This is a genomic window from Paraclostridium sp., assembly GCF_051656405.1.
Taxonomy (GTDB): Bacteria; Bacillota; Clostridia; order Peptostreptococcales; family Peptostreptococcaceae; genus Paraclostridium.
This window is the reverse complement of the sequence record NZ_JBOGBV010000012.1, coordinates 1-21,388: the sequence shown is the minus strand read 5'-3', so window position 1 is coordinate 21,388 and position 21,388 is coordinate 1. Positions and strand designations below refer to the sequence as shown.

Sequence of the window (21,388 nt, the reverse complement as noted above, 5' to 3'; positions counted from 1 at the left end):
TTATTCCCCCCATCTCTTAAGTAAATTATGTTCTATATCAAATTGATCTAGACACCTTCCTATAATAGATGAAACAATATCACTTATATCCTGAGGATGATTATAAAATCCTGGAGTAGGAGGCATAATAGTAACCCCTATATTAGAAAGCTTTAGCATATTTTCAAGATGAATAGAACTTAAAGGAGTTTCTCTCGGAAGTAATACTAATTTTCTTCTATCTTTAATGCATACATCAGCGCATCTAGTTAATAAAGATTCGCTAAATCCATGAGCAACTGAAGCCAATGTCTTCATAGAACACGGAACAATTATCATACCATCTGTTTTAAATGATCCACTTGCTATCGGAGCTGCTAAATCATAATTTTCATAATAAAAGTCAGCCATTTCTTTAAGCTCGTCTAAACTTACACCGCACTCGTGCTCAACAACATATTCACCCATATTAGAAACTACCAAGTGACTCTCAACACCAAGTTCTCTTAGTGCTTGTAAAATTCCTAAAGCATAAATTGCTCCACTACCACCTGAAATTCCAACAACAATTTTCATAAAATTCCCTTCCACTTCCTATCTTTTTCTCTCATACATAAAGTTATATAGTTTTGATATACTGTAAGGCTTGAGGTGATATTTTGGGATGTAGCGACATTTACAAGCATCTTTCCAGCTTGTATGGAGCAAATCCCAAATATCATCTCCAAGCCTAAACCAGAATATCAAAACTATTTAAACTACTCTACTTTGTTTTCTGTATCTCCGCCTCCAACCCAAGGGTCTAGGTCTTTTTCCCATGCATCTATATACTCATCTATAGCCATAACTTTTGTAAATATACTTAAATCTCTAAGCCCTGCTTCATGCATCTCATCATTTTTAGAATGCACTCCATCACTTAAAGTTATAACTTTATACGCATTATATAAAGCATCACTAGCAGTACTTCTAACACATACATTAGTCCATACTCCAGTAACAACTACAGTATCTATATTTTCTTCTCTTAAATATAAATCTAGATCAGTATGTGCAAACCCACTATGTCTTCTCTTTGGAACTATATACTCTTCACCTTGTGGATAAAGTTCTTTTATAAAATCAGAACCCCAAGTTCCTTTAACTGCATGAACTGGTCTAACTCTAAAATCAGCATCATTTTTCCTATGAGCTTCTTGTATATGAACTAACTGAACATCGTCTAATCCTCTAGCATTTCTTTCTCTAACCCAAGCAAAAAGCTTTTGAAGATCAGGTATTATTTTTTCTCCTCCTGGGCATCTTAATGGAGCTTTCTCCCCCACAAAATCATTTAACATATCTATAACTAAAATTGCATGTCTTTTCATAATAAATCCCCCTCTTATTTTCTCTCCCAAATTAAAATTTAAATTTGATAGTCTAGCGAGCGTGATTGAAACCTTGTTGAAGAAGCGTTAAAGACCTCGCATTTTAGGTCTTTAGCGACAGAAACAAGATTTCAATCACCGAGCACGCCATAACTAATCAAATTTAAAATTTAATATTTTTATCTAACTTACTTATTGTTTGACGTTTTATAAATTTACCGAATCCTGGTTTAACCTTTATACCTTTTATATTTTTAACATGCTCGACAATTAACTCTGGATGATCTTTTCTATAACTAACTTTATATTCTCCACTAGTTAATTCTTCAGGGTTATTAAATACAACATCATAATTTTCTAATTTTCCTAAAACTCCAGCTTCTCCATATTCATAAACTAAATTACCTCTAACTATAGTTTTAATTATTCTTCCTTTTAACTTCATTCCTTCAAGTGGAGTATATCCACACATAGTTACTAAATTCTCATTCTTAATAGTCCATTCTTTATTTAAATCTATTATTGCAAAGTCAGCATCTGACCCTATATTTAAAGCACCTTTTTTAGGATATAATCCATAATGTTTAGCTGCATTAGTACTTAGTATATCAACTAATTTACTTAGTGAAATTCTTCCCTTATTGTATCCTTCACTTACTATTACAGGTACCATAGTCTCAACTCCTGGTATACCTGGGAATGAAGTCCATATGTTCGTACCTTCTTTTAATTTTTCACTTTCTATTTCATATGGTGCATGGTCTGTTGCTATGAAATCTATACTTCCATCATTTATACCTTTCCAATGTTCTTCATTATCTTTTTTAGTTCTAAGAGGTGGAGCTATTTTTGCAAGTGGCCCATATTCAGTCATAGCATCTTGGTAATTTAAAGTTAAGTAATGAGGACAAGATTCACTAGTTACGTCTAACCCTCTCATTTTAGCTTCTTTTACTAGCTTAGCCCCTATACCCGTGCTCATATGAACTATATGAAGTCTAGCTTTACTAGCTTCAGCAAAGCTAATGCCTAACTCTATAGCAACCTTTTCAGCAAGCTCCATTCTAGCTTCTGCCCAAGCAGGTCCATCAAGTCTACCTTCTTCTTTAAATTTATTTACATAAAAATCACACATTGCAAAATTTTCTGCATGTATTCCTATCGGAAGCCCTGTTTCTGATACTGCTTTAAAACATTCAAACATTTCTGGATCCGTAACTCTTGGATAAGTTGGAACAGATGGAGTCATATAAACTTTAAAAGCAACTACCCCATAATCAGCTTGTTCTTTTACATTATGCATCCAACCTTCACGAACATCTTCTCCTGTAACTCCTCCCCACATAGCATAATCTACTACCGCTTGTGGTCCACATATACCTAGTTTTGTTTCTAATTGTTCTATACTTCTAACTGAAGGAACTGAACAACAAGGCATATCAATTATAGTTGTAACTCCACCAGTTGCAGCTGCTGCTGTTCCTGTTAAAAAGTTTTCTCTATGAGGAAATCCTTGATACATAAAATGCGTATGTGAATCTATACAACCTGGCATTACTAAGTTTTCTTTTGCATCTATAATTTCTTTTGCATCTATCATATTTATATCATCAACAAACCCTACTATTTTTTCGTCTTTTACTAATATATTAGTAAGAACCATTTCGTCTCCTTGAGGTATGTTTGCATTTTTTATAATTAAATCCATAATTTAAAATCCCCCTTACATATCCATTAAATGAGTTTCTAATACTTGTTCGTTTTTAAAATCCTCTAATTGTAAATAATAGTTAAATGTATCTAATACATAGTCTAGCTTTATAGGTCCTACTAATTGACTTCCAGTTACTATTACTCCATATCTCTCAGCTTCTCTTTTTACAAATTCAAACGCTCTATGAATAGGAGTTTGATAACAATCTAGTAAATTCATAGAAACTACTACTCCTTCTTTTTCTGGGAATTTAATTCCAACTGCCCTAACAGTACTAAATCCTCCACTTGGTCCTCTTAATGCTTTAGCTATTTTTTTAGCTATCTCTACATTTTCAGTTCCAAGGAATATATTATAAGCTGTAAGCCCATTAACTTCAGCGCTCGATAATGTTGCTCCAGCTTTTTCACTTAATAATCCATCAACACTTAAATCTGGCTTTCTATTATTGTATTCTTCTTGTCTACTGCTATCATCTTTTATCTCTTTTAAAAGATCTCTTACCCCTTCATATTGACCTTTTCTTATATATGCAAATGCCTTTCTTTCTTCTGTACTAGCACTTTCTCCTGCAAAGTATATAGGGACTTTACTTTCTTTATGTAACCTTTCCCCTATTTCTTTTGATAGCTTCACACACTCTTCTATAGTTATATTTTTAAGTGGGAATATAGGAAGAGTATCTTGCGCTCCTATTCTAGGGTGAGTTCCTTTATGTTCTCTCATATCTATAAGTTCTATAGATTTTTTAGCCATATTAACTAAAGCATCTTTTACATCTTCTGGCTCACCTATAAATGTAACAACTGTTCTGTTAAAATCTGCTTCTGGTTCATAGCTCACTAACTTTACATTTGAATTTCTAACTACGTCTACAATAGCTTCAATTACATCTTTGTCTTTTCCATTACTAAAATTTGGAACTGCTAATACATATTGTTTTTTCTCCATACAATTATCTCCTTATTTTTTTTAATTTAATAAGTAGATAAACTATTAAAACAAGCAAATCTTCATTTATCCAAACTTATGATTAATTTTTATTTATTGAATTTTTCTTCGGTTTAAAGTAAGTTTTCTAATTTTTTCATTTACACTTGTTTATAAATTATATTTTTTAACTATTGTGAATATAACTTATTAAATAAAGTTTTTAAGGAGATGTTTTAATGGGATTTAAAGTAATTGATTTATCTCAAGAAATTTATCAAGGCATGTCTGTTTTTCCAATGCATCAACCTACCTTTATAATGACAAATATGACTCATGAAGAAAATATGAAAAGAACCGGAAGTAAAACTTTAGGCTTTTCTGCTAGAAATTTACTTATAAGTGAGCATGGTGGTACTCATTCTGATGCTGTGTGGGAATATAAATCCAGTGGTAAGACTATAGAAAATATGCCTCTTGATTATTTTTTTGGAAGTGCTATTTGTATAGATTTAAGCAATGTCCCTTATAGTAGGTATATTGAAATTAAAGATATAGAAATTTCTTTAAAAAAATCTAACTTACAAATTGAAAGAGGAGATATATTGCTAATGTACACTGGTCATTATTACAGAAATTTTAACACAGATAAGTGGCAAACTGAATATTCTGGGCTTAGCTATGACGCAGCTAAGTACCTAGCAACATCTGGAGTAGTTAATATAGGAGTTGATGCTCCTGCAATTGATCATCCAAAAGACTTAAATTTTTCAGGTCATTTAATATGTGGAGAATATGATATCACTAACACAGAAAATCTTTGTAACCTTGATCAATTAGTCGGCAAAAGATTTTTATATTTTGGATTACCACTTAAAATTAGAGAAGGTTCTGGATCTCCTATAAGAGCAATTGCTCTTTTAGAAGATTAATTGTTATAGCTAGCAGCAAAATTTATATTAGGAGGAGAATTTATGAGTGAAAATAGTTCTTCTCAAAAGATTAAAAATCAAAATAACTCAGGATTACTATATAAAATAGAAGATAGACCAAATTTGCAACTTTCAATCCTTCTTGGTTTTCAACATATAGTTGCAGCTTTTGGCGGAATTGTTGCAGTTCCTTTAGTTATAGGTCCTGCAATAGGTGTTGATGTTAGAACTACAGCTATGTTAGTTAGTGCTACAATATTTGTAGCAGGGCTTGCAACTATAATCCAGGCAAGAGGTATTTACAAAATTGGAGCTAAGCTTCCATGTATTATGGGTACATCTTTCACATTTGTAGGTCCCGCAATAACAGTTGGTAGTTCTATGGGTCTTGCAGGAATATTTGGTGCTACCATACTTGGTTCCTTTATAGAAATGATTTTGAGTAGATTTATAAAGCCTCTTATGAAATTTTTCCCACCTGTTGTTACAGGAACTGTTGTTACTTTAATAGGACTTACACTTGTTCCTGTTTCTATGGATTGGTGTGCTGGAGGTATTGGTTCTCCTACTTATGGAAGCATTACAAACATTTGTATAGCTTTAATGGTTATGGTTATAGTCGTAGGGTTTAATATATATGGTAAAGGAGTTCTTAGCAGTTCTTCAATTTTAATAGGAATGTTTGTAGGTTACTTAGTATGTATCCCTATTGGCTTGGTTGATTTTACACCTATAAAGGAAGCAAGTTGGGTAGGTTTACCTGGAATACCTGTAATCTTAGAACATGGTATAAAGTTTAGTCTAGCTGGAGTTGCTCCATTTATTATAGCTTATCTAGTAACTACCATAGAAACTGTAGGTTGTTTAATCGCAATAGGTGAAGCTTCAGATATTAAAACTTCTAGTGAACAATTGAGTAAAGGAGTATTAGCTGACGGTGTAGGTAGCTTTTTAGCTGGTTTTTTTGGAGTATGTCCTAATACTACATTTAGTCAAAATATCGGTCTTATTCCTATCACCAAAGTTGCAAGTCGACATGTAGTTATAATATCAGGAATAATTATGATGTTACTTGGAATATTCCCAAAATTGGGAGCTCTAGTTGCATCTATCCCTAGTCCGGTTTTAGGTGGAGCTGGAATAGTCATGTTCGGAGTTGTTGCTGCTAGCGGAATAAAAACCTTAAGCAAAGTTAATATAAATAATAGAAACTTAATTATAATATCTGTTTCAATAGCTCTTGGCCTTGGAATAACTACAAGACCCGAGCTTCTAACAGTTTTACCTGAATCTTTAAAATTATTATTTGGTTCAGGAATAAGCACAGGGACTATATTTGCAGTAATACTAAATATACTTTTAAAAGCTACTGAGTAAATACAATATAAAATTAATTGAAATAACTATTCCACTTAAAAAGATAGTTATTTTTTTTTACATTCAATTAAAGTTTTATTAAGAAATTTAAGAATTATTTAAATTGTATTTACATTTCATATAATTTCATAGTATAATAATCCAATATCTAACTAAATTAAATAAGGAGTGATTTGATGGAACTTTATAAAATTAACGGAATCCTTAATCTTAATTTAAACATTGCTGCTACGATTGCATTAACATGTTTTTTAATAATTTTAGGAAAAATAGTAAAAAGACGAATCTCAATTTTAGATAGACTCTGTATCCCTGGGCCAGTTATAGGCGGTATATTTTTTGCACTTTTAGTTTTTTTACTTAATCAATTTAATATATTAACTATTGTATTGGACACTAGCTTACAATCTACATTTATGGTTGCTTTCTTTACTACCGTAGGTATAGGCGCAAGTTTTAACATTATTAAAAAGGGAGGCAAGTCTGTACTGATTTACTGGATATTTTGTATAATACTTATATTTTCTCAAAATATTATAGGGTTGTTAGGCGCACTACTAACAGGACTTGACCCATTACTTGGACTTATGTGTGGTGCTATATCTATGGGTGGTGGTCATGGAACTAGTGCAACTTTTGGTCCAACTTTAGAATCAATGGGAGTTGTAGGTGCTAATACTATAGGTCTTGCCGCTGCAACATTAGGGCTTATTTGTGGTGGATTTGTGGGAGCTCCAACCTCCAAATTTTTAATTGAGAAGTATAAATTAAAACCAAAAGATTCTCTTTCAAACAACTTACATAACCATATCGAAATTGAAGACGATATAAATAGTGAAATTGCAATAGCATCCGATTCTAAAGTATCATCAAAATTGGATTCTTCAGAATTTATTAAACATATCTTTATATTGACTACTTGTATGTCATTAGGGTATGTTGTTAGCAATTTTATAGGTAAAATAACAGGTTATGCATTGCCTGAGTATGTAGGTGGTATTTTAGTTGCTATGTTGTTTAGAAATGGTAATGATAAATTTAAATTTATAGATGTTGACTCTTCATGCTTCGAACTTTTAGGTGATATAAGTTTAAATTTATTTTTAACTATGGCCCTTATGAGTATTAAACTTTGGGAATTAAAAACACTTGGATTACCTATGTTGATTATAGTTTTAATGCAAGTATTATTTATAGTTTTATTTACTGTATTTGTAATGTTTAAATTATTAGGTAAGGATTATGATGCGGCCGTAATGGTTGGTGGATTTATAGGTCATGAACTTGGTGCTACTCCAAATGCACTTGCTAACTTGAATTCAATATGTAGTAGATATGGGTACTCAGAGAAAGCATTTTTTACAATACCAATTGTATGTGCCTTTTTAATTGATCTAGTTGCAATCCCTACTATAATAATGTTTATAAATATGCTATCATAAAATTTTAATTACATGATAATATAAATATAATTTTCTTAAGCCAAAAAAAGAGTTGCCTTTAATTAAAGGCAACTCTTTTTTATTAAAATGCACTTGATTTAGCTGTTATTTCATACTTATCAAAATTATTCTTAGAACATAATATTTCTACTTTTCTTTTCTCTTTAGGCATAATATCTGTCTCATTAGTAAACGAACTTTCAATAACTGTTCCTTCTTTGTCTATTAATTTATAATCAAACTGTAAATAATCTATTTTTTCATTACTTTTGTTTTCAAATGTTCCCACTATTTTAGTAGTAAATTGATCTTTTTCTACTTCCCAAGACATATCTTTAGCTAAGTCTTGTACTTTGCTATCATTCTTGACAGTATCTTCTTTCACTTGATTTACCGCTTTATCAACACTAGATACTCCAGCAGTAAACATTGCTGCACACCCTCCTATAACAACTACAATACCTATTAATATACCCACTATAACTTTTTTCATAATAAAACCTCCAATAATAATTACTTCTTGATTTTATTATAAAATTTATTTTTAATTTATTGGTATGCTATTAGCATACACATTTTTTATTATTTAAGTAACTCAAGTCCTAAACCAAAAACCATAAAAAGTATAAAGCTATAAATTATATATCCAAATATACTAAAATACCTTTCTTTACTTCGTATCATAGGTAACTTACTCTTTATATTTAAAAAGTTAGTGTATAATAAAAATAATGATAACAATAATCCTATTACAAGTATATTTTCTATAAATGTTGTTGTACTATCTACAAAAACTAGACCAGTAATCAAAAATAAATACCATAAAATAGCTAACATCATATTTAACTTATTTCTAGACCTAAACCCTGGTAATATATCCCATAAATTGTTATTCTTTTTCATATTAATATTTAAATTTTTCATATCATTATCTGTTTTTTTATTTACTTTATATAAATTCTTTACTTCTTTACAATCTGTACTAATTAACTTTTCTAAATCTACTTTTAAATCTTCTACACTTTGATATCTTTCATTAGCAGATATTTTCGTACATTTTTTTATTATATCTTTTAGTTTGCCCTCGCTTTCTATTTCTTTTGTATGCTTTCCTGTAGTCAATACATTCATCATTATCCCAATAGCATATATATCACTTCTGCAATCCGTTTGGTCAAACCCAAATTGTTCTGGCGATGCATATCCCTTTGTTCCCAAAAGAGTTGTATCCATGCTTTCACCGTATTTATATACTCTTGATATATCAAAATCTATGAGTTTTAATACTCCATCATTGCTTATCATTATATTGGCAGGCTTTATATCTCTATGGATTATACAAGGGTCTAAATTATGAATTTTTTTCAACACATTACATAAATCAATCATGTATTTTGCTACAATATCTTCACTTAAATTCCCTTCTCTTTTTAAAATTTCTTGCAACGTATGTCCACTTATAAACTCTTCAATTATTATTAATTTATCTTCATGTTCAAAAACTTCATATATTTTAGCCATATTCTTACTGTCTATATGAGTTAAATTTTCGTATACTTCTAGCGTATACTCTTTTAATACTCGTTTTATATAAAATTTTTCATCTAAAGTATTTTGAACTAAAAATATTTCACTTTTTCTACTTTTATGTATAGATTTTAATTCTTCATATAGCGATAACTTGTATTCTTCATCTATATTCAATTTTTTTGCACCTCTTTTATTGATTTTACTTCCATAGAATTATATCATATTAATATGTGAGGTGGAATTATTTATATGAATAAGGATAAAACAGTTGAACTTATGAGTGTTTTAAGCAATATAGAAAATGAATCTTGTCTAGATGAGTTTATTAAAATTGCTAAAGAAAATTTTTCTGATTTAAGCTTTCCTAGTTTTTTTGAAAACATATGTAAAGAAAAAAATATAAGCAAGAGTTTACTTATAAAAAATGCTGAAATCGATAGGACTTATGGATATCAAATTTTAAACGGAAGTAAAAAACCAAGCAGAGATAAAATTATTCAACTATGTTTATCTGCTAAATTAAATTTAGAAGAAAGCAATAAAGCTCTAAAATTAGGAAATGTAGGAGAGTTATATCCTAAAAATCCTAGAGATAGTATTTTAATCTTTGGAATTAATAAAAACCTTAATATTTCTAAAATTGATGAATTGCTTTATAATAGAAATTTTGAAACTCTTTTAGATATTTAATTTTTCTAAATAAAAAAACTCTTTCCTAGTAATTTTAATTTAACTAAGAAAGAGTTTTTATTATATTATATGTTAAAGTCCTCAACACTATTTCTTACAGGTTCTTCATTTAAAATAAAGTTAACTAATTTTTCTCCATATGGAAGGCATGTTTGTATAAATGGACCTGTTATAAGCATTGATATAACTGTTCCAAGTCCTACTGTACCTCCTAATAAATATCCTGCAATCAAAAATGTAGCATCAATTCCCATTCTTATCCAACGATATTCTAATTTCATTTTATCCTTTACAATAAACGGTATTATGTCATTTGGTGCCATACCTACCTTAGTAGATGAAAGAATAGAAAATCCTACAGCTATGATAAAACACCCTAATCCTACTAAACCTACTTTTCCAATATAACTATAGTGTTGAATTGGAAAATATGTAACAACGTTTACAGCCATATCAATAATTGGCCCAACTCCAATAACACATATTAAAGTACCTATTTTGATATGATTTTTCTGAACTAAAAATATTATTGTAAATAATACAATTAAGATTATTCTATTTGCAGTTCCTGTAGTAGCGTTTACCCCAATGCTATTTAATGCGCACGCTAATCCTTGTGTAAAAACTGTAAATGGATCTGAGCCTATATTTGTTTTTAAATATAACGCTACTCCAAATTGAATTATACTCATTCCTATAAAAAACAATGTTAACCTTTTCACGGAGCTTAAAAGTTTATTCATGCATATCCCCCCTAAGTATGTCTACCATTCCAATTGACTTTAAGTTAATTACTTGGTTATTTGATTTATTGACTTTTACAGAATAATATAATTTCAAAAATATGTCAATAAAGTTTGTTATTTTTTACTCATTCTTAAGGTGTAATAATATTTCTTACTGTCTTTTTTCTTACCTTTAAACCTTTGATATTACTATACTTTAATCACTTTTAAAAAAATATTTTTTAAAATAAAATTTTTTATATATTTTTAAAATTCATTTTAAAAATATATAAATTTAATAATTTAAGAGCTGTAAAATCATGCTTACTCTTTAAACATAATTTACAGCTCTATAACAAATTTTACTTCTATTTTTTTAAAGTTATAACTACCTTAAATAAATCTCCATCAGTACTAACATTAAAACTTCCGCCTTGAAGCTCAACAAAGCTCTTTGCGATGGCAAGACCTAAACCGCTACCTTCTGTGTTCCTAGATTTATCTCCTCTTACAAACCTTTCAACTAAATCTTCTACATCAAAATCAATCTCTTCAGATGTCATATTTTTAAAGCTTATTTTTAAAACTTCAGATTCACTTATTATATCAATATACACTCTAGAGTACTCCATCGCATACTTACTTATATTTATTAACAGGTTTTCAAATACTCTAAACGTTCTTTGACTATCTAATTTCAATATTAATTTTTCTTCTGGGAAATTTGTTCTTATTTTTAAATTTGAAGCTTTTATTTTATCATCTACTTCAACTAATGTCTGTTTCATCAAAGACACTACATCTACATCTATAATATTTAAATGTACATTACCGCTATTGACTTTGCTAACCTCAAATAAATCTTCTATCAAAACTCTTAATCTTTCAGATTTTCTATCCAATGTATCTATATAAGTTTTTCGTTTTTCTTCAGTTAAATTTTCATCTTTTAATAGATCAACATAAGTTATTATAGATGTTAATGGAGTTTTCAAATCATGACTTACATTAGAAATCAATTCTGTCTTCATTTTCTGACTTTTAACTTCTTCATCTACAGCTTTTTTAAATCCTATTTGAATATTATCTATCTCATTTTTTAATACATTAAACGTTCCTACATTATCATTTAATTCTGTACCTAAATTTCCATTTGCTATCTCTTTAGTTATATTTAGTAATTTATTGTAGTCTCTATTTATAGAAAGATACTTCTTCTTTATAATAAAGTATAAAACTAAAGTGTATATAGGAACTAATATTAATCCAAAAAACCAAGTACACGATATTAAACTTACTACAATTAAATTAAGAATTAACATAGATACTATTTTCTTTTTATTGTTTCTTCCTAACTCTATATCAAACATCCATTTTTTTGTTTTTCTTAATTTTTTATTTATATATTTTGTACCTTTATAAATCAACGAATGGTCTTTTAAGTATGTTGTATGTCTAGTTTTTATAATGTGTTTTAATAAAATTATCCCTGTAAACATTACTGTAAATAAAACTACCCAATAAATCAGATTAACTAAATAATTAATTATATTATTCATATCTGTTGTAAATTGTAATTGAGTAAAACTTATTATCGCTTTATTCATTACTGTTTTTATTATAAGTAAATCAGAAGCCAAGTAGGCATAAATAAATGATAGATAAACTAAAAATGCCACTAATTCTACTGGTATTTTTGTTATTTTTTCAAATATTTTTAACTCTTTGATTTCCTTATATGGAATAACTAGTGCAACCAAAATAACAAATGTTATCCCTATATTTATAAAAGCTCTAGAAGCCATAGTGTATGAATGCTCTTGCTCACTTATTTTCTTATACTGTATACTATCCATATATTTTAAATCTTCAGGTACTCCATATATAAACTTCATATTTTTTATAGGTTTTAATTCATAAATATCTTCTCCTACATATCCAGAAAGTTTTTTATTTTGGTTTAAATTAGATTCGATAGTTCTTTCATCTGCTCCATGTAGTTTGGTAATCTTCATATTTCCTTTATCATCAAAGTCAATAGATATATAAAAATCATATTTATCTTTTAAGTTTTCTTGTGTATTTTTTTCATTACTATCTAGTAAATCTAAATTTCCACTTGGACTTTTTTTAGTTAAATTTTTAGACTTATCTACAACATAATAATCTAAATTTCTTAAATTTGTATTTAAATTTTCAGTAAAATCATTTATCTCACTATTAAAGGTATCTCTGGTTTCCTTTTTATATTCATCATCATTAGTATCTACACCAGGCTTTAGCTCTAACATAAGATCTGATGGTCTTGTTTTCTCATTATTTTCATCATAAATTTTATAGTAAAGTCCATATGTAGATTCTATTAACTCTCTTGAGAAATCATTATTATCTTCATATATATTATATCCAAAATGATTACTATACTTTTTTATACTTTGATAAGATAATACCATTCCTATTGACGCTATTAATATCGTCATTACTATTATTAATTTTACATATAGTTTATTGTTTTTCAATTTTGTATCCAACGCCCCACACCACCTTCAAATATTTTGGATTTTTAGGGTTCATTTCTATTTTTTCCCTTATATTCCTTACATGTACCATTATTGTATCTGTATTTACAGCTCTTTCTTTCCATACTTTCTCATATATTTCATCTGCTGAAAATACCCTTCCTGGGTTTTTCATAAGCAAAGTAAGTATTTTAAACTCTATAGGAGTTGTTTTTACAAAGTTTCCATCAACACAAACTTCCTTTGTATTTATATTAAGTTCTAAACCACCTATAGTATGTATGTTTTCATTTGGTATATTTTTTTCAACTAAATTTAAAAACTTTCTGTACCTTCTAAGTTGAGAATTCACTCTAGCTAAAAGCTCTAAAGGTTTAAAAGGTTTTTCAATATAGTCATCAGCTCCTATATTTAATCCTGTTATTTTATCAATTTCTTCAGATTTTGCAGATAACATTATAACTGGAAAATCATGATTTTCTCTTAATTTCATGGTAAACTCGATTCCGTCCATTTTAGGCATCATTATGTCTACTATACTTAAATGGATAGTTTCTTTTTCTAATATACATAATCCTTCAACCCCATTATTTGCAATAAATACATTATATCCTTGATTGTTTAAATAAGCTTTTACTGCATAAGCTATATCTTGTTCATCTTCTACAACTAAAATATTAAAATTCATTATTTCTACCCCACTTTATTATTTTTCTATATATATAATATCATAAGGTATTTTTTAATTTAACCAACTTCTTAAAACCTCCTTCATTATCTTTATCGTAATTATATAATAACTTTAAATTTTTAAGATAATCAGTATATAAATCTAAAGATTTTCTAAAGGTTTAGTTTAGCTTCATTAATTAATTAAATAATATAATTAAAAAAGCCGAAACCAATTAAACTAAGTTTCAGCTTTGATATGTAAATATTTTTTCTGATTAAAAAATATTTATAAATTCATCTCCCCAATTAACAACTCCATGAAATCCATTTTTATCTATTTTTATACCTGCCCCAAGTATTGCGTATATTAGCACAAATATTATTATCCCTATAACTAATTTTTTCTTATTCATAAAACCATCTCCCTAATTAAAATATATAAAAACAATCTATATTTTCCCTAATTTATAGATTGTTTTATAATTATATTTTATATAATATACCAATAATTGGAAAAAAGATAGTATTTTTTCTAACTTTATCTTAATTTGCTAACTTATTAAATTCCATATTAAGTATATGGTTTTTGTAATTATAGCCAAAAATAAAAAGCTAGTCATATTGACTAGCTTCTACATTTTAATTTACATTGACTACAATCTCCGATACATTTATCAATATCTTTTATACAGTCATAAAAAGCTTCTTTACTACTGTTTTTAACTTTTATAACAGGTATTTTTTTTCTTTTAGCATCTCTTATTGCAAGTTCTGCCATACTGTGAGATATTGTTGACATTAATAAAACTATAGCATCTGGATTTCCTATTCTTTTTTTAAGACCAGATGGCATTTTTGTATATATTTTCGTATTATAACCTTTTTCACGTAAAAGACTTTTATAATCTTTCTCCATACATTCATGTCCACCTAAAACTAGCACACTCATAAGTTCACCTTCTTCCTTTATTGAATAACAGCTTTTAGCTTAGATTTTACATCTACTTCTTTATTTAAATTTGTTTTTTGTAGTTTTTTAAATATAATCATTCCTATTGCAAATATAATTATAGTTCCTATAATTAGTGCCATTATATTTTCAATAACAAATCCTGTAGTAATTAATGTACCTATTTGGTATACATAAAATGCTCCTACCCATGCAATAAAGAATTGATATAAAAATGATACTAAAGTCATCTTAGTCCCATACTCTTTTTGCATAGTTGCAAGTGCTGCTATACAAGGAGTGTAAAGCGCACTAAACACTAAGAATCCATATGCAGTTACAGTTGTAAACATTGTAGGAAGAACCGTATTTAGATCTCCATATAAAATTTCCATTGTAGCGACAACTATTTCTTTAGCTGAAAGTCCAGTTAATATAGAAACTCCTGCTCTCCAATCTCCAAACCCAAGCGGCGTAAATATAGGCGCTACTAGTCCTCCAAGAGTTGCTAAAAAGCTTTCATTTATTTCAGATGTAAATCCACTAAAATTAAATGATGATAATGCCCATATAACAATAGACATTGCAAACATTATAGTACACACCCTTATTAAAAATCCTTTTGATTTATTCCAAGTATTTTTAAGTAACTGGCTAACTGTAGGCATAGAATACTTTGGAAGTTCTATTATAAACGGTGAAGTTGAGTATGAGTTTTGACTTCTAGTTATGAATAAAGCTACAAAGATAGCTACTATTATTCCTATTAAATATAGAGATGTTGTAACTAAAGCTGCATTTTTAGGGAAAAATATAGAAACAAACATTGCATATATAGGTAACTTCGCTCCACAAGTCATTAATGGAGCTATAAGAGCAGTTATTTTTCTATCTTGTTCACTATCTAATGTTCTCGTTGCCATTATAGCAGGTGAAGAACATCCAAGACCCATAACCATAGGAATAAACGTTTTTCCTGATAGTCCAACTTTTGCCATAACTTTATCCATTAAAAATGCTATTCTTGACATATACCCACTATCTTCAAGTAGTGTTATACCTAAAAATAGTACAAATATTAATGGGAAAAATGGTAGTGCTCCACCAAGACCACCTATAATTCCATCTACTATTAAAGAATAAAACCACGGACTTGAATTTGCTATCAACTCACTTACAGGTCCTTGTATGTACGTTTCTATTGCTCCTGCTGAAAATTCTTGTAATGGTCCTCCTACCCAATCAAAAGTAAATTTAAATAAGGTATATAATAGTCCTATAAATATTGGATACGCCAGTATAGGATTTAAAACTATGTCATCAATTTTATCACTTAAATTTTTCTTATTGTCATTTTCAGTTATTATACATTTACTTAATGATTTTTCTAATTCTTTATAGGTCTTATATTCTTCATGTGGATATTCTTTATATATAACTAACGATTTAGAATTCTCTAAAATTATTTTTTCAAGAATATCACCATTAACTTTTTTCTTTGCTATCATAGGAACTATCTTTACTCCAAGTTCTTTTTCAAGCTTTTCATGATCAATTTTTATGCCCTTTGAATTTGCCATATCTACCATATTTAAAATTATCACTATGGGCTTGTTATATTTCATAAGCTGCGTTGTTAAGTATAAGTTTCTTGATAAATTAGCTGCATCAACTACATTTACTATTACATCAACATTTTCTTCATCTAAGTAGTTTTTAGATATTTTTTCTTCATTAGAAAAAGTATCCATTGCATAAATTCCTGGTAAATCTACAATATTTATATTTTTTCCAAAATGCCCTTCTCTTTTTTCTATCGTAACTCCCGGCCAATTCCCAACTTTTTGACTAAGACCAGTTATTGCATTAAATACAGTCGTTTTCCCAACATTAGGATTACCAACCAATGCTACATTAATCATAATTAAATCCCCCTGTAATGCTATTTTATTTTTATATATTCAGCTTCTTTTTTTCTTAAAGCTATATCAAACCCTCTAAAATTTACTATAATTGGGTCTCCTAATGGAGCTACTTTTTTCACAGTAATTTTAGTCCCTTCTATACAGCCTAAAGCTAATAGCCTTTTAGTAAAATCATTTTCACCAAATACATAATCGACTATTGCGCTATTTCCTGTCGAAAGTTTATTTACACTCACGAAACCATCTCCCCTTTTTAAGATTATTTTTCATCTATTTTCACATTTCATTTGAAAACAATTATCATACATTTAAATAATACCACTCTTGATAATGATTTTCAATAACTTTCAATATTTTTTTAATTTACTTGTTAGCTTGTATATACATTCATGCTATAATATTATTATAATTTTACATTTTAGAAAGGAAATTTTTTATGCATACAGCAGATACAAAATTTGAATTAGATTTAGCTTTAAAAAATAGAGAAAACAAAATTACTGTAACTGATAAAAGAATTGTAAAAGGATTAAAAGTTCTTGATAACGTAAATATAAAAGATTCTGATAGAAATAGATGTAAATACAGCTTAAGAAATAAAAGTGCTGATTCAGCCTTTATGGGCTCTATAGGATTTGCCCCTATGATTGCTGGCATGGCTAATATTTCATTTTTACAAGGAATGGGTGTTATTTCAAGTGTCGGACTTCATGAAACTTTAGTTATATTTGCTGATTATAATATTAAATTCAAAAATGATACTATTATATTAACTAAAATATAGTTTTTATAATGAAAATTAAAAAGAAGTTAGCACAGTATAAGCAATTTTATGTTCTAACTTCTTTTTATAATTTTATTCTAATTTATATATTTTCTTTTAAACTACTTTTTTTAACTACTACTTGTGAAAAAGTAATTGCTGCTATTCCACAAACAAACATTAATCCTGGATAATAAAGATATTTTATTATTTCAACTGGTGATATTCCCGCTATCCCTGCTGCTGTTAACAACTGAGCTCCATAAGGTATTACACCTTGCCAGCATGATGAAAATATATCTAATATACTAGCTGTTTTTCTTGGATCTATATCATATTTTTCGGCTATATCTTTTGCTAGAGGTCCCGCTGTTACAATTGCTATTGTGTTATTAGCAGTACATAAGTCTATAACACTTACTAATGCTGCTATTCCAAACTCTGCACCTTTCTTACTTTTTATTTTGCTAGTTATGAAATATAGTATATAATCAATTCCCCCATTAAACTTAATTAATGATACAACTCCGCCAACTACAATTACTAATAAACTTAGTTCATACATTCCACCTAAGCCTTCTGATACAGCACCTATAAACCCTAAAATATCAAATGAATTAGAAAATATTCCCACAGCTCCTGCAAACAATATTCCGCTTCCAAGCAAAACAAATACATTTACACCTATTAAAGCTCCTGCTAAAACTAATATATAAGGTAAAACTTTTATAATATCATACTCATAAGATTGAGTTGCTACATTCCCATATCCAAGTGTTACTACTGTTAAAATGATAGCTGTTGCAATAGCTGCTGGTAATACTATTAAAAAGTTCATTTTAAATTTATCTTTTAACTCACATCCCTGTGTTCTTACAGCTGCTATTGTTGTATCTGATATCATTGATAGGTTATCTCCAAACATAGCTCCTCCAACAACTGCCCCTATTACTAACGGAACTGGAATGCCAGTTTTTTGAGCTACGCCTAGAGCAATCGGTGCTAATGCAGCTATAGTCCCAACTGATGTTCCCATAGATATTGATATAAAACATCCTATAATAAATAATCCTGCTACTAAAAGATTTGATGGTAATATTGATAAACTTAAATTTACAGTTGAGTCAACCCCACCCATAGCCTTTGCTACACTTGAAAAAGCTCCAGCTAATAAAAATATAATAACCATTAATATAATATTTGTATCTCCTGCACCTTTACAAAATACATTCATCTTAGTTTCTAAATTTTCTTTTTTATTAAATAATAAAGCTATACCTCCTGCTATTAAGAAAGCTACTAATGCTGGCATCTTATAAAAATCCCCAGTTATAATTCCACTTCCTACAAACAATACTAAAAATACCCCTAATGGTAATAAAGCTAATGGATTACCTCTTTTTACTTCTTTTTTCATTGTTTAATCTCCCTTCATTTTTTATTGTTTTAACATAACCTCAATTTTGGAAATAAAAAAACTCCCGACCCTAAGAACTTAATCTTAGGAACGAGAGTTGAATTCGTGTTACCATCCTAATTTATTTGTATTTCGCAATACAAACCTCATCAAGTACGCCAAAATTTTGGTTATACTCTATCACTGTAACGGGTGAACCCGTTGTAGCCTAAATCATAAAGATCTCGGTACACAGCTCCAAGGCCATTTTCACTTTAATATCCTTTGCTTTTTCTCACCAACAAAAGCTCTCTGTAAAAGTATTCTTAAAGTTACTTTCCTTTTCTTCGCCTTTAATTTTATTTATATTTTACATATTATACACTTTATTATACTTTGTCAACCATTTTATAGAATTTTCTAAAAATTCATTCGCACTCCATTATTTTTCAACCATTTAACTCTTTCCTTATAATCCGGTAAAATTCTTTCCACAGCTAAATAAAAGTCCTTAGAATGGTTTCTATGCTCCATATGGCACATTTCATGTATAACTATATAATCAATTATTTGTATAGGCATCATAGAACATCTTAAATTAAATAGTATTTCATTTTTATAAGTGCAACTAGCCCATCTTGACTTCTGATCTTTAATTTTTATAGCGGTTACTGTATCTACAAAAAAGGGATTATAATAGTTTATTCTTTCTTTAACAATACCTAATGTTTCATCAGTATACCAATTTTTTAAAGCACGTTGTATAACATCTTTATTATTGGAGTTTGATCTAACTATTAATTTATTATTTTCTAAACTAACACTAGTTCCAATTATGCTTTTATCTACCAAAACTTCTAATATGTACTCCTTACCTAAATATAAAAATATATCTCCACTCTCATAACTTCTTATATATCGATTATTATTTAGAACTTCAATTTCGTCTAATTTTTTTATTATCCAATCAGATTTATTTTTTACTTTATCAACTATAAAACTTTCGTCCAAACCATTAGGCGCAATTACATTAATAATCCCATCTTTTTTAATTTCTAGACTCATCGTTTTCCTTTTTCTATAAATTATATTAAATTTTATTTCTCTATTTTTATGCATGAATGTCACTTCCATAACTTATCTCCTGACAACTATTTTTTAATTGTTACCAATTATTAATTCTAAAAATATAATTTTCTAATTTGTTTAATTTAATAATATAATTACATAAATATCATAAAAAGTAAAATTTTAAGATTGCTAAAACTTATTTTCAAAAGTGATAATGATTATTTTTATTAAATTAGTTTATATATTGAACTTAAGGGAATATATATATTATACTAATAAAAAGGGGTGTTTTAAATGTATGATAAAATAGAGTTAGGATATAAATTCAATGAATTAGAACCATATATAGATGCTAAAACTGTAGAGATACACTATGGTAAACATCTACAAACTTATGTAAATAATTTAAATAATCTTTTAAAAGGCTATGAAGATATTTTTGATGGAAAAAGTTTAGAGGAATTGCTAAAAAATGTGTCTGACTTACCAGAAGAAATTAGACAAGGAGTTATAAACCAAGGTGGTGGGGTTTATAATCACAACTTATATTTTTCAATTCTATCTCCCAAAGCTTCTCTAGTTCCAGAAGGTAACTTACTAGAAAAAATAAACCAAACTTTTGGAAATGTTGACAATTTAAAGGATGAATTAAGTAAAAAAGCTATAGCACAATTTGGATCAGGTTATGCATCTTTACTTATGGATAGAAATAAAAATTTATTTATAAAATCTACATCAAACCAAGACACAAACCTTCAAGATGGTTTAGTCCCTATCCTTACAATTGATGTTTGGGAGCATGCTTATTATCTAAAATATCAAAATCTTAGAGCTGACTATGTAAATAACATATGGAATATAATAGATTGGAAAAAAGTTTCAAATCTTTACAATTCATAATATAAAAAGAGGATATCTTAATAGTAAATATTAAGATATCCTCTTCTTTTTTAATCAATTTTTTCAATATAATGACAGTTAACATCAATGTGATTTAAAAATAAAAGTAATCTCTCATACAGAGGGTGTGATTCTTCTCCATACTTTTCTTCTAATTTTATTCCTACTTCTTCTACATTTTTTTTACCATCAATTTGTAAGAATATAAAACTGCCATATTCATCTAATTCCATCTTTTTATACATAGGAATTTTAAATTTTAATTTTCTAAAAAAGTTCTGAACCTTATGATCTTGTTTTTCAAGTATAGTGACTATACCATCAGAACTTACTTCATATTCAATATTCTCACTTTTTTTAAAAACTAAATTTAAAACTTCTTCATTATTTTTCATTATTTTTTACCTTAGATGTTATTATTGGCCATGCAGTAAGTCCTACTAATACTATTAAAAGTATTATTGCCATCATATTTCCAGATGCAAATCCACTTGGTCCTGCACT

General features: G+C 28.3%; 22 protein-coding genes and 1 other annotated feature. Of the genes, 6 read left to right on the top strand and 16 right to left on the bottom strand.

Annotated features, from left to right (window positions below):
- The 4 genes from ACRDDE_RS01950 to ftcD all read right to left on the bottom strand — a co-directional run bounded on the left by ACRDDE_RS01950 (nucleotide 1) and on the right by ftcD (nucleotide 4,014).
- Nucleotides 1-555, bottom strand: coding sequence for a UbiX family flavin prenyltransferase (locus ACRDDE_RS01950; RefSeq protein ID WP_021431058.1), 555 nt, complete (start codon nucleotides 553-555; stop codon nucleotides 1-3).
- 182 nt (nucleotides 556-737) lie between these two features.
- Complete coding sequence (locus tag ACRDDE_RS01945; RefSeq protein WP_438625162.1) at nucleotides 738-1,349, bottom strand: cysteine hydrolase family protein; 612 nt, start codon at nucleotides 1,347-1,349, stop codon at nucleotides 738-740.
- A 163-nt stretch (nucleotides 1,350-1,512) separates the two neighbouring features.
- The gene (locus ACRDDE_RS01940; protein WP_438625161.1) at nucleotides 1,513-3,057 is read right to left on the bottom strand and encodes a dihydroorotase; all 1,545 of its coding nucleotides are present in this window, start codon (nucleotides 3,055-3,057) and stop codon (nucleotides 1,513-1,515) included.
- Nucleotides 3,058-3,072: 15 nt separating this feature from the next.
- The gene (gene ftcD / locus ACRDDE_RS01935) at nucleotides 3,073-4,014 is read right to left on the bottom strand and encodes a glutamate formimidoyltransferase (RefSeq protein ID WP_021433315.1); all 942 of its coding nucleotides are present in this window, start codon (nucleotides 4,012-4,014) and stop codon (nucleotides 3,073-3,075) included.
- A 218-nt stretch (nucleotides 4,015-4,232) separates the two neighbouring features.
- Between ftcD and ACRDDE_RS01930 the strand changes: the two genes are divergently transcribed.
- From ACRDDE_RS01930 to gltS, 3 genes are all read left to right on the top strand, one after another.
- Nucleotides 4,233-4,925: a cyclase family protein gene (locus ACRDDE_RS01930; protein WP_438625159.1), complete on the top strand. Its 693-nt coding sequence runs from the start codon at nucleotides 4,233-4,235 to the stop codon at nucleotides 4,923-4,925.
- Between the two features lie 42 nt (nucleotides 4,926-4,967).
- Nucleotides 4,968-6,302 (top strand): uracil-xanthine permease family protein, encoded by a 1,335-nt coding sequence (locus ACRDDE_RS01925; RefSeq protein WP_438625158.1) that lies wholly within the window; start codon nucleotides 4,968-4,970, stop codon nucleotides 6,300-6,302.
- 176 nt (nucleotides 6,303-6,478) lie between these two features.
- Nucleotides 6,479-7,744 carry a sodium/glutamate symporter gene (gene gltS, locus ACRDDE_RS01920; RefSeq protein WP_438625157.1) on the top strand — a complete coding sequence of 422 codons (1,266 nt, stop codon included), beginning with the start codon at nucleotides 6,479-6,481 and terminating at the stop codon, nucleotides 7,742-7,744.
- 82 nt (nucleotides 7,745-7,826) lie between these two features.
- On the opposite strand, the gene ACRDDE_RS01915 is transcribed toward gltS, so the two are convergent.
- Together ACRDDE_RS01915 and ACRDDE_RS01910 are read right to left on the bottom strand one after the other, a co-directional pair.
- Nucleotides 7,827-8,237: an FxLYD domain-containing protein gene (locus ACRDDE_RS01915; RefSeq protein WP_035116802.1), complete on the bottom strand. Its 411-nt coding sequence runs from the start codon at nucleotides 8,235-8,237 to the stop codon at nucleotides 7,827-7,829.
- A gap of 89 nt (nucleotides 8,238-8,326) precedes the next feature.
- On the bottom strand, nucleotides 8,327-9,448 hold the full coding sequence (locus ACRDDE_RS01910) for a serine/threonine-protein kinase (protein WP_438625155.1): 1,122 nt from the start codon (nucleotides 9,446-9,448) through the stop codon (nucleotides 8,327-8,329).
- Nucleotides 9,449-9,523: 75 nt separating this feature from the next.
- Here ACRDDE_RS01910 and ACRDDE_RS01905 point away from each other — a divergent pair, with 75 nt between their 5' ends.
- Entirely contained in the window at nucleotides 9,524-9,964 is a 441-nt protein-coding gene (locus tag ACRDDE_RS01905) for a hypothetical protein (RefSeq protein ID WP_438625154.1), read from the top strand.
- A gap of 65 nt (nucleotides 9,965-10,029) precedes the next feature.
- Here ACRDDE_RS01905 and ACRDDE_RS01900 read toward each other — a convergent pair whose 3' ends face one another.
- The 7 genes from ACRDDE_RS01900 to ACRDDE_RS01870 form a co-directional block, all read right to left on the bottom strand.
- Nucleotides 10,030-10,707 (bottom strand): YczE/YyaS/YitT family protein, encoded by a 678-nt coding sequence (locus ACRDDE_RS01900; protein ID WP_438625153.1) that lies wholly within the window; start codon nucleotides 10,705-10,707, stop codon nucleotides 10,030-10,032.
- Nucleotides 10,708-11,057: 350 nt separating this feature from the next.
- Nucleotides 11,058-13,220, bottom strand: a complete 2,163-nt coding sequence (locus ACRDDE_RS01895) for a sensor histidine kinase (RefSeq protein WP_438625152.1) — start codon at nucleotides 13,218-13,220, stop codon at nucleotides 11,058-11,060.
- Nucleotides 13,195-13,896 (bottom strand): response regulator transcription factor, encoded by a 702-nt coding sequence (locus ACRDDE_RS01890; RefSeq protein WP_021433324.1) that lies wholly within the window; start codon nucleotides 13,894-13,896, stop codon nucleotides 13,195-13,197. Before ACRDDE_RS01890 ends, ACRDDE_RS01895 begins: the two co-directional genes overlap by 26 nt.
- Nucleotides 13,897-14,155: 259 nt before the next feature.
- On the bottom strand, nucleotides 14,156-14,293 hold the full coding sequence (locus ACRDDE_RS01885) for a hypothetical protein (RefSeq protein ID WP_438625150.1): 138 nt from the start codon (nucleotides 14,291-14,293) through the stop codon (nucleotides 14,156-14,158).
- Nucleotides 14,294-14,505: 212 nt separating this feature from the next.
- A complete protein-coding gene (locus ACRDDE_RS01880) occupies nucleotides 14,506-14,829 on the bottom strand; it encodes a DUF2325 domain-containing protein (RefSeq protein ID WP_021431074.1) in 324 nt (107 codons plus the stop codon).
- Nucleotides 14,830-14,846: 17 nt separating this feature from the next.
- Nucleotides 14,847-16,751: a ferrous iron transport protein B gene (gene feoB / locus ACRDDE_RS01875; RefSeq protein WP_438625147.1), complete on the bottom strand. Its 1,905-nt coding sequence runs from the start codon at nucleotides 16,749-16,751 to the stop codon at nucleotides 14,847-14,849.
- A 20-nt stretch (nucleotides 16,752-16,771) separates the two neighbouring features.
- Nucleotides 16,772-16,990, bottom strand: a complete 219-nt coding sequence (locus ACRDDE_RS01870) for a FeoA family protein (RefSeq protein WP_438625146.1) — start codon at nucleotides 16,988-16,990, stop codon at nucleotides 16,772-16,774.
- Nucleotides 16,991-17,190: 200 nt separating this feature from the next.
- Here ACRDDE_RS01870 and ACRDDE_RS01865 point away from each other — a divergent pair, with 200 nt between their 5' ends.
- Nucleotides 17,191-17,538 (top strand): hypothetical protein, encoded by a 348-nt coding sequence (locus ACRDDE_RS01865; protein WP_021433329.1) that lies wholly within the window; start codon nucleotides 17,191-17,193, stop codon nucleotides 17,536-17,538.
- Between the two features lie 82 nt (nucleotides 17,539-17,620).
- Here ACRDDE_RS01865 and ACRDDE_RS01860 read toward each other — a convergent pair whose 3' ends face one another.
- Nucleotides 17,621-18,934: a Na+/H+ antiporter NhaC family protein gene (locus ACRDDE_RS01860; protein ID WP_438625145.1), complete on the bottom strand. Its 1,314-nt coding sequence runs from the start codon at nucleotides 18,932-18,934 to the stop codon at nucleotides 17,621-17,623.
- Between the two features lie 83 nt (nucleotides 18,935-19,017).
- Nucleotides 19,018-19,270: a binding site (T-box leader), on the bottom strand.
- Nucleotides 19,271-19,333: 63 nt separating this feature from the next.
- Nucleotides 19,334-20,047, bottom strand: a complete 714-nt coding sequence (locus tag ACRDDE_RS01855) for a M48 family metallopeptidase (protein ID WP_438625143.1) — start codon at nucleotides 20,045-20,047, stop codon at nucleotides 19,334-19,336.
- A gap of 231 nt (nucleotides 20,048-20,278) precedes the next feature.
- Between ACRDDE_RS01855 and ACRDDE_RS01850 the strand changes: the two genes are divergently transcribed.
- Nucleotides 20,279-20,884 (top strand): superoxide dismutase, encoded by a 606-nt coding sequence (locus tag ACRDDE_RS01850; protein WP_021433332.1) that lies wholly within the window; start codon nucleotides 20,279-20,281, stop codon nucleotides 20,882-20,884.
- Between the two features lie 50 nt (nucleotides 20,885-20,934).
- Here ACRDDE_RS01850 and ACRDDE_RS01845 read toward each other — a convergent pair whose 3' ends face one another.
- Nucleotides 20,935-21,279, bottom strand: a complete 345-nt coding sequence (locus ACRDDE_RS01845) for a PqqD family protein (RefSeq protein ID WP_438625141.1) — start codon at nucleotides 21,277-21,279, stop codon at nucleotides 20,935-20,937.
- Nucleotides 21,280-21,388 lie beyond the last annotated feature (109 nt).

Coding starts and splice junctions, on each gene's coding strand:
- ACRDDE_RS01950 (WP_021431058.1), bottom strand. CDS start 555: ATGAAAATTGTTGTTGGAATTTCAGGTGGTAGTGGAGCAATTTATGCT.
- ACRDDE_RS01945 (WP_438625162.1), bottom strand. CDS start 1,349: ATGAAAAGACATGCAATTTTAGTTATAGATATGTTAAATGATTTTGTG.
- ACRDDE_RS01940 (WP_438625161.1), bottom strand. CDS start 3,057: ATGGATTTAATTATAAAAAATGCAAACATACCTCAAGGAGACGAAATG.
- ftcD (WP_021433315.1), bottom strand. CDS start 4,014: ATGGAGAAAAAACAATATGTATTAGCAGTTCCAAATTTTAGTAATGGA.
- ACRDDE_RS01930 (WP_438625159.1), top strand. CDS start 4,233: ATGGGATTTAAAGTAATTGATTTATCTCAAGAAATTTATCAAGGCATG.
- ACRDDE_RS01925 (WP_438625158.1), top strand. CDS start 4,968: ATGAGTGAAAATAGTTCTTCTCAAAAGATTAAAAATCAAAATAACTCA.
- gltS (WP_438625157.1), top strand. CDS start 6,479: ATGGAACTTTATAAAATTAACGGAATCCTTAATCTTAATTTAAACATT.
- ACRDDE_RS01915 (WP_035116802.1), bottom strand. CDS start 8,237: ATGAAAAAAGTTATAGTGGGTATATTAATAGGTATTGTAGTTGTTATA.
- ACRDDE_RS01905 (WP_438625154.1), top strand. CDS start 9,524: ATGAATAAGGATAAAACAGTTGAACTTATGAGTGTTTTAAGCAATATA.
- ACRDDE_RS01900 (WP_438625153.1), bottom strand. CDS start 10,707: ATGAATAAACTTTTAAGCTCCGTGAAAAGGTTAACATTGTTTTTTATA.
- ACRDDE_RS01890 (WP_021433324.1), bottom strand. CDS start 13,896: ATGAATTTTAATATTTTAGTTGTAGAAGATGAACAAGATATAGCTTAT.
- ACRDDE_RS01885 (WP_438625150.1), bottom strand. CDS start 14,293: ATGAATAAGAAAAAATTAGTTATAGGGATAATAATATTTGTGCTAATA.
- ACRDDE_RS01880 (WP_021431074.1), bottom strand. CDS start 14,829: ATGAGTGTGCTAGTTTTAGGTGGACATGAATGTATGGAGAAAGATTAT.
- feoB (WP_438625147.1), bottom strand. CDS start 16,751: ATGATTAATGTAGCATTGGTTGGTAATCCTAATGTTGGGAAAACGACT.
- ACRDDE_RS01865 (WP_021433329.1), top strand. CDS start 17,191: ATGCATACAGCAGATACAAAATTTGAATTAGATTTAGCTTTAAAAAAT.
- ACRDDE_RS01860 (WP_438625145.1), bottom strand. CDS start 18,934: ATGAAAAAAGAAGTAAAAAGAGGTAATCCATTAGCTTTATTACCATTA.
- ACRDDE_RS01855 (WP_438625143.1), bottom strand. CDS start 20,047: ATGGAAGTGACATTCATGCATAAAAATAGAGAAATAAAATTTAATATA.
- ACRDDE_RS01850 (WP_021433332.1), top strand. CDS start 20,279: ATGTATGATAAAATAGAGTTAGGATATAAATTCAATGAATTAGAACCA.
- ACRDDE_RS01845 (WP_438625141.1), bottom strand. CDS start 21,279: ATGAAAAATAATGAAGAAGTTTTAAATTTAGTTTTTAAAAAAAGTGAG.